Source organism: Actinomadura sp. 6N118 (assembly GCF_044326415.1).
Classification (GTDB): domain Bacteria; phylum Actinomycetota; class Actinomycetes; order Streptosporangiales; family Streptosporangiaceae; genus Spirillospora.
In genome coordinates this window covers 61,496-68,508 of record NZ_JBIRAZ010000038.1, presented here as the reverse complement: position 1 = coordinate 68,508, position 7,013 = coordinate 61,496, and the positions used below count along the sequence as shown (strand labels likewise).

Annotated in this window: 8 protein-coding genes and 1 pseudogene; 6 read left to right on the top strand and 3 right to left on the bottom strand. The window is 66.0% G+C overall.

Annotation, left to right across the window (positions count from 1 at the left end; translation table 11 throughout):
* Positions 1–361 precede the first annotated feature (361 nt).
* Complete coding sequence (locus ACH34W_RS51840) at positions 362–1,783, top strand: glycoside hydrolase family 47 protein (protein ID WP_395968679.1); 1,422 nt, start codon at positions 362–364, stop codon at positions 1,781–1,783.
* Positions 1,784–2,089: 306 nt separating this feature from the next.
* Here ACH34W_RS51840 and ACH34W_RS51835 read toward each other — a convergent pair whose 3' ends face one another.
* Positions 2,090–3,019, bottom strand: coding sequence for an immunity 49 family protein (locus ACH34W_RS51835; RefSeq protein WP_395968678.1), 930 nt, complete (start codon positions 3,017–3,019; stop codon positions 2,090–2,092).
* A gap of 485 nt (positions 3,020–3,504) precedes the next feature.
* Between ACH34W_RS51835 and ACH34W_RS51830 the strand changes: the two are divergent.
* The 5 genes and pseudogenes from ACH34W_RS51830 to ACH34W_RS51810 form a co-directional block, all read left to right on the top strand.
* Positions 3,505–3,627 (top strand): annotated as a pseudogene (locus ACH34W_RS51830) (gamma-glutamylcyclotransferase); the annotation flags it as partial.
* Between the two features lie 110 nt (positions 3,628–3,737).
* Complete coding sequence (locus tag ACH34W_RS51825) at positions 3,738–3,881, top strand: hypothetical protein (protein WP_395968677.1); 144 nt, start codon at positions 3,738–3,740, stop codon at positions 3,879–3,881.
* A gap of 223 nt (positions 3,882–4,104) precedes the next feature.
* The gene (locus tag ACH34W_RS51820; protein WP_395968676.1) at positions 4,105–4,596 is read left to right on the top strand and encodes a DUF2975 domain-containing protein; all 492 of its coding nucleotides are present in this window, start codon (positions 4,105–4,107) and stop codon (positions 4,594–4,596) included.
* The gene (locus ACH34W_RS51815) at positions 4,596–4,817 is read left to right on the top strand and encodes a helix-turn-helix transcriptional regulator (RefSeq protein WP_093903458.1); all 222 of its coding nucleotides are present in this window, start codon (positions 4,596–4,598) and stop codon (positions 4,815–4,817) included. Before ACH34W_RS51820 ends, ACH34W_RS51815 begins: the two co-directional genes overlap by 1 nt.
* Before the next feature lie 97 nt (positions 4,818–4,914).
* Positions 4,915–5,289, top strand: a complete 375-nt coding sequence (locus tag ACH34W_RS51810) for a hypothetical protein (protein ID WP_395968675.1) — start codon at positions 4,915–4,917, stop codon at positions 5,287–5,289.
* A 119-nt stretch (positions 5,290–5,408) separates the two neighbouring features.
* Here the strand turns inward: ACH34W_RS51810 and ACH34W_RS51805 are convergent, their stop codons facing one another.
* Positions 5,409–6,011 carry a tyrosine-type recombinase/integrase gene (locus ACH34W_RS51805; protein WP_395968674.1) on the bottom strand — a complete coding sequence of 201 codons (603 nt, stop codon included), beginning with the start codon at positions 6,009–6,011 and terminating at the stop codon, positions 5,409–5,411.
* On the bottom strand, positions 6,008–6,697 hold the full coding sequence (locus ACH34W_RS51800) for a DNA methyltransferase (protein WP_395968684.1): 690 nt from the start codon (positions 6,695–6,697) through the stop codon (positions 6,008–6,010). Before ACH34W_RS51800 ends, ACH34W_RS51805 begins: the two co-directional genes overlap by 4 nt.
* Positions 6,698–7,013: the final 316 nt, after the last annotated feature.

Genomic DNA, 7,013 nt, shown 5'->3' with positions numbered 1-7,013 from the left:
TCGACCGAGGCGACCTTCACATCGACATCAGCCGCCGTATCCAGCTCCAGGACCTCCCGGCGTTCCACGCCGAAGTCGCCGCCGGTGCCGTGTCCGGCAAGGTCGTCGTCCTAGCGCCGACCGCCTAGCCCCTCTCATCCCTCACTGTCCTGGGGAACAGCTCATGCGTTGGCGAAGGCGTTCGATCGTGCAGGTTTCCGATCTCGGATCATGTGACAGCTTTGGGCGTTGGGCCATTTGTGGTCAGGGGAGTGGCTAGGGGCGTCGCGTGATGGTACGAACGGGCGGTGATCAACTGACGTCTCTCGTTGGACGGTGAGCAGTGAGATCCCCCCAATCCCTCACGCGCAGGACACTTCTGGTGACCGCGACTGGTCTGGTCGCCGCAGGTGGGCTCGGTTTGGGGGAAGGGCCTGCGTACGCGCGACAGGTGTCCCCGGCCCGGCCCGGAATCGGACGGCCGATCAGGGACTGGCGCCCGGTGGCCGAGGACGTACGTCGCGAGCTGTTGCACACGTGGAACGCGTACAAGAGGCTGGCCTGGGGGCATGACCATCTGCTGCCGGTCAGCGGTGGGCATGGCGAGTTCTTCGACGACGCCCACCCCGTCGGGCTCACCATCGTTGAGGCTCTTGACACGCTGTATCTGATGCGGCTCGACGACGAACTGGCCGAGGGCGTCGACTGGATCGAAGAGAGCCTTGATTTCAGCGCCGTCAACGCGAATGTCCAGGTCTTCGAGACGAACATCCGGATGGTGGGAGGTCTGCTGTCGGGTTATCTCGCCACCCGTGAGCGTACGTTGCTGCGGCATGCTCGGCAGATCGCCGACATCCTGATGCCCTGCTTCGAGCGGTCCCCGACCGGCATCCCGTATCGATTCGTCAACCCGAGCACGGGCGAGATCAGCGGCGTCACCAATCCGCTGGCCGAGGTCGGCACCATCATCACCGAGTTCGGGACGCTCTCTCGGCTGACCGGCGACCCGAAGTACTACAGGGCGGCCAAGAGAGCGATGAAGGCGGTCATCGACCGCCGTTCGGAGCTGGACCTGCTCGGCACCGAGATCAATGTCGAGACCGGTCGTTGGGTCAACGACACCGCGACCATTCATCCGCCGGTCGACTCCTTCTTCGAGTACGTGTGGGACGCCTGGGATCTGTTCGGCGACACCGACTTCCGCGACTGGTACGCGGTCTTGACCAGGGCGATCCTCAAGCACGAGGCCACCACCATCAATGGGCACCTGTGGTTCGCCCGGGTCGACAAAGACCACGGCGAGGTGGTCACGGTCGATCAGTCCGAATTGGGCTCCTTCTATGCCGGCCTGCTCGGCCAGAGCGGGCACCGGCGGCTCGGCGACGCCTACCTCGCCTCCTGGACCTCGGTGCTCGAACGGTATCCCGTGCTTCCCGAGGGATATGACCCGGTATCGGGCACGGCGACCGACAAGGGCAACCAGCTACGGCCCGAGTACGTCGACTCCTGCCTCAACCTGTGGCTCGTCACGGGCCGGAACAATCCGGCCAGCCAGAAATACCGGGAACTGGCCTACGAGTACTACCTGCGGCAGAAGAAGCACTCTCGCGTCGCGAACGGCTGGACAATCATCAGCGACGTCACCACCTCGCCCGTCAAGCACGGCGACCTCACCTCGGGCTACTGGTGGTCGGAGCAGATGAAGTACTGGTACCTCATGTTCACCGACGCACGCCGTTTCGATTACCGGAACAACTACCTGTCGACCGAGGGCAACATCTTTCGCGGGCTGCTCCGGCGTTGATGCCGTCCCATTGTGAATAGGGGATGCTGCCGCGAGCGGAGTTCACTTGTGCGCTGACGGGCATGATGTTCTCCGGCGTGTTGAGAATCTTGATCATCTCGGTTTCGTTCAGTTCGGCAAAGGCGGGGAACTGCCGGACGAGTTCGGCGGGAACGCAGCGTACGCGACCGGCGCTAAGTCGGGGTACAAAGTGTTACGCAGCTACGGCTCGACGGGCGGTGGCCGCTCCCACGGGGTGACAGTGCCGTCGGTGCCCAGCTGCAGGCGGGTCGGGGGCCCTCTACGGCGTCACGTCCGAGAGCCACGTCAGATGCTGATCCGTGGAGCGCCCTCCGGAGCGCGCAGCAGGCCTTCCGGTAGATAACCGGACCTGATGCCCAACTCCCACCCGTGCACCTGGACAGCCAGCGCGGCCAGAGCGATCGTGGCGACCGGCAGCAGGCTTCGGGGGGCCGCATCGGCTGCTGCGCTCTCGCGGTGCTGGACGAGCCGCCCGGCCAGGGCCCGTTCGAAGGCCGGCTGGTCGTCCTCCAGGAGCACGCGGAGCAGTTGCTGATCCGGCGTCAGCGCGCCGAAGGCATCCAAGCGCCGAGCCGCCTCCACGCGCTCTTCGACGTCCGGCTTGCGCAAAGTCACAGAGGGCCAGTCCCGGGGCAGGTGCCCGCGTGCCTTGGTCAGGTAGCCGCACAACACATCCATCTCCGCCAGGCCTGCCGGATCCGACCGTGACTCCAGCGGCGAGTCCGGCACCCCGTCGCGGATCGCGGGCGCATAGTCGTTGCGCAGCAGCAGACCGATCACTCGGTCCCGCTCCCACACCGCGTCACTGACCAGGCACATCGCGAACGCGTCCAGCCAGGTCCTCGTGGTGGGCGCCTGGTCCACTGCGTTCCTGAAACTGAAGCCCTCGAAGTCCTCGCTGCTGAGCGTCTTGTCGATGAGCGGGAAGGGGATCTCCCAGTCGCCGTCGGGGAAGGTACCGAGGTCCAGGACCCCGAGCGCGCACTCGGCCGCGGTACGCAGAACTATGCGTGAGGGGAGGGTACTGAGCGTGGGGTCCTCAAAGGTACGAGCGGCGACATGGTCGAGGAATTCGTCGCGTATCTCCTGAAGGGACTTCAGGGACAGACCGCCAAAGCGCAGCCATTGCCAGCGGCCCAACGTCCGCCCGCGGATGTCCTCCAGCGCTTGGGCGATCCGCTGCTCACGGACGCTGTGGCACGTCACTTCCTGCATGTTGTCGTCCTTCATTGATCCTTCCGGCAAGCGGTAGGTACGCTACCGACCCTTGTGCGCGCCGGGCCTGGTTGGGCGTGGTGTTGGTTGAGGCGGGACGGCCGGGGAGTCGGCCGCAGAGGCCGCACGCTCCCCGGTATGCGGCCACCGATCGACCTGTGCGAACGGGTCCAGCACTTCCGGTTCCCGCCGGACGCCGCCGAACTGCCGCGGCTGGGGCTTCGCGGAAGGGGATCCGCCGGAAGACCGGCCTGAGCACCAAGGGCGGGAAGGCTCAGCAGAGAGCGTGCGGAGGCTCTTCAGGAACTTCTCGGCGAGAAGCCCGACCTGGAGGAGTACGGGATCTTCCGGGAGCACGAAAATGACATCGAGGCGACCGAGTTCCTGGAGCAGGCCAAGGCGTACGGCCAGCCGGTGGCGCTCCTCAAGCAGCCGGACGCCGGTCAGCTCGACCTCGAACACCACGGCGCCAGTTCGTCTTTGGAAGCCTCCAATTTCCTGAGGTCCTGTTCGCCCTCATCGATCGAGTCCCACAACACGAGCCAGCATCAGCCGAAGGCTGGCGAGTCGTCACCCTTCCCGAACGGGTCTATCCCGGCCTCATCCCCGGCGACGCCACCGCAACGAGGACTCAGCCCAGCCGAGTGGCGCACCTTGGACGCGTTCGAAGACCTGTGTACGAGCTCAAACGGATCGACCTCGTCGACGGCCGCCATGCATGTCCTACGCATGCAGCCCAGAGGCCGAAGGGGGCTCCGAGGACTGGTCAGCCGAGGACTTCGAAGCCAAGCACCTTCCCGCCTACGTCATCCGCTGCGCAGCATGGCGTCGCCGGTACGAGGACCAGCAGCAAGTCGGCTGACGACATCCGACCCCAGGGCTCGGCATAGTCGGGTGGCGTCCGATTTGTGCTCAAGCGAGGCCGACTTCGACAAGATCAAGACGGTTCGCGCAACCGCCATGCCATGGGAGGTGGCGGCGTCCCCGCCACGATGCGAAACCGCCGCCCACCCTCCGTTCCAACCCTTGTTTTCATCTATCGAAATTCGATAGATTGCCATCGTAATTCGATGGAAGGGTGGGCCATGGGAAAGCTGGCAGTGCGGGCGCTGCGCGCCGTGCTCGCGGTGGTGCTCACCGGCACCGTGTTCGTACAGGCATTGATGGTGTGGGCGTTGGTCAGCGGGAGCGACCCGGAGGACGGGTCGCTCCCGCTGACCCCGCTGCGCGTGATCACGATCCTGGGCCTCGGGACGGTCCAGGTCACCCTGGTCTGCATATGGCGGCTGGTGACGATGGTGCGACGCGGAACCGTGTTCTCCCACGCCGCCTTCCGGTACGTGGACATCATCATCGGCGCGATAGTGGCGGCTGCCCTCGTGTGGTTCGCCGTCACGGTCCTCAATGCGCCGAGCCAGCGGGACGACCCGGGCGTCACCGTCATCATGGGCGGAGTTGGCGTGGCCATCCTGGGGGGCGCGCTCCTCGTGCTCGTGCTGCGGATGCTGCTCGCCCAGGCGGTCGCGCGCGACGTCGAAGCGGCGCAGATGCAGGCCGAACTGGACGAGGTGATCTGATGCCAATCGCCGTCGACATCGACGTGATGCTGGCCAAACGGAAGATGTCGGTAGGCGAGCTCGCGGACCGCGTGGGGATCACGCCCGCCAACCTGGCGGTACTCAAGAACGGCCGCGCCAAGGCCGTGCGCTTCACGACCCTCGCCGCGCTCTGCGAGGTGCTCAAGTGCCAGCCGGGCGACCTGCTGCGCTGGGAAGCCGAGGACGCCGCGGGCGGATGACGTGCCCCAGGGGCGGGCGTGAAAACGCCTGGCACCACCGGCCCGTGGACCGCATGGACGTGGATCGCCGATCACCCGCAGCACCGTCCCGACCCAGTTGAACGGCCTGCTCTTTCCCGGCGCCCGCCAGGCCGTCCAGCTCAAGCGCCGCCGAGTGGACCGCAAGACCGGCAAGGTCGGCATCAAGACCGTCCACGCGGTCACCAGCCTCACCGCGGAACAGGCCAAACCTGCCAAGCTCGCCCGGCTGATCCGCGGCCACTGGGAGATCGAAGCCCTGCACCACGTTCGAGACGTGACGTTCGCCGAGGACGCCTCCCAGCTGCGAACCGGCTCCGCACCCCGCGCCATGGCGACCTGCTGCAACCTCGCCATCGGCGCCTTCGCCTGGCCGGGAAGAGCATCGCCGCCGGCCTCCGGCACAACGCCCGCGACGCCAGCCGACCGCTCGCCCCTCCTCGGACCCACATGATCATAAAACGGACGTCACGCGACTACGCAGAAGCCCTGCATCCGACCCCAGTCCCGCAGCCTTGTCTAGTCCCACCTGATGCTTGACGGATCGATCCCGGCTGATGCTTGACAGCTGCCCTAGGAAACATGGTCGACCTTGCGGAGTCGGTGGGCTTTGAGGTTGCGGACCGGGGTTGTGGTGGTCCGGCCGACGGGTGTTGTATTCGACCACCCAAGCGGCCACTGCGCTCTGAGCGGCGGCCAGGTCAGCGGACGGGACCGCGTCATCCAGCGGCCCGAGCGTTCCGCTGCGGGTTCTGTGCCTGTTGGTGTTCGGCGGTGCTGGTTGATGACGTCGGCTGCCGCGGTGATGGCTTCGGCTGCCAACGCCGGCAGGACACTGGTGTAGGTGTCAGAGGTGATGGCCCGGTCGGAGTATCCGAGGAGCTCTTGGACGAATTTGTTGTCGATGCCGGCGGCGAGCATGACGGTGGCGGCGGCGTGGCGCAGGTCATGGAGTCGGATCGGAAGGAGTCCGGCCTGGTCTGCAAGGTCTTTGAAGTGTTCGGTGACCGTCTGGGGGTGCAGCGGCTGGCCGTTGGGTTTGGTGAAGACCAGTCCGTGGTCGGACGAGGCACCCGGTCCAGCCAGGTCCTCCAGTGCTTGGCGTTCGGTCTGTTGGCGGAGGCGGTGAGCCCTGAGGGCGGCGACTCTCCAGGGCAGGTCCGTATCCGGTGTCATCGCGACGGCGGGAACCCTGTGTGGAAGAGGCCCCGTTTATCTGGTGTCCCGCCTTGTCCGCATCGTTGGTCCTGCGGTTGGCGTCGGTCAAGCTGGGGCCGGTCAGTGGGGCGTGGATGGCGTTCAGATCGAAGTAGTAGCGGGGTTGCTGGGACAGCAGGAAGATGAGTTCCTAGCGTGAGGAGAGCCGGTCGGTGACTGACTCGGGCATCGCATTGGGTTTGTTCAACACCACTGCGTTGCGCAGGTACCAGCCGTCGGCCTGTAGCGCGAACGCCACCCGCCACGGCAGCCCGAGCAGGTTCTTGCCGCGTAGCCCGGCTTGCTCTCCGGCCTGTGGTGGCCGGAACGTGCCGTACCGGGCTCTGCCGGTGGTTCGCTGGCGAGCCCGTCGCGGTGTAGTTTCCCCACGACCCGGCGTAGGAGTCGCCCAGATTCAGCCACACGGTCCCGGCGTCGGCCAGCACCCGGCGGAGTTGAGTAAACACTTCGACCAGGCGGGCGACGTAGTCATCCAACGTGGTTTCCAGTCCGTACTGGCCCTGGGCGCCGTTGTCGCGTTTGCCCCAGTGCGGCGGGCTGGTCACCACACAATCGATCGACCGTGGCGGCAACTCGCCCACAACTTGGACGGCGTCCCCCACATACAGCCGTACGGACTCATCGGCGAAGAACGGCACCCTCATCAGACCCTCCAAGCTATCGGTGACCGCAACCGGGGCGATCGACTCCATCGACGCAGACGCCGACCACAGATGCCCAACAGGATGCAATGCCGTGTTGAGGGTGTTGGCCAACACCCTCAACACGGCCGCTCGGTCAGCCCGCGATTTTTGCAGGGAAGGGCGCTTCCAAGGCAGACGGTCGTCACCACTGGCCACCACTGCGCGCTGGGGGCTTCGTTCGCGAGAACGGGCACCAGAGCGCCCTGGGTGAACTCCCCAACTCCGTCTGCAAGCCGCTACTACCAAGGCAGACATCCGCATATGCCGCTGCGCTGCC

What these genes read in the sequence shown, in the direction of transcription:
- ACH34W_RS51805 (WP_395968674.1), bottom strand. Translation starts at nt 6,011, where the DNA reads ATGACACCGGATACGGACCTGCCCTGGAGAGTCGCCGCCCTCAGGGCT.
- ACH34W_RS51800 (WP_395968684.1), bottom strand. Translation starts at nt 6,697, where the DNA reads ATGAGGGTGCCGTTCTTCGCCGATGAGTCCGTACGGCTGTATGTGGGG.
- ACH34W_RS51820 (WP_395968676.1), top strand. Translation starts at nt 4,105, where the DNA reads ATGGGAAAGCTGGCAGTGCGGGCGCTGCGCGCCGTGCTCGCGGTGGTG.
- ACH34W_RS51825 (WP_395968677.1), top strand. Translation starts at nt 3,738, where the DNA reads ATGTCCTACGCATGCAGCCCAGAGGCCGAAGGGGGCTCCGAGGACTGG.
- ACH34W_RS51835 (WP_395968678.1), bottom strand. Translation starts at nt 3,019, where the DNA reads ATGCAGGAAGTGACGTGCCACAGCGTCCGTGAGCAGCGGATCGCCCAA.
- ACH34W_RS51815 (WP_093903458.1), top strand. Translation starts at nt 4,596, where the DNA reads ATGCCAATCGCCGTCGACATCGACGTGATGCTGGCCAAACGGAAGATG.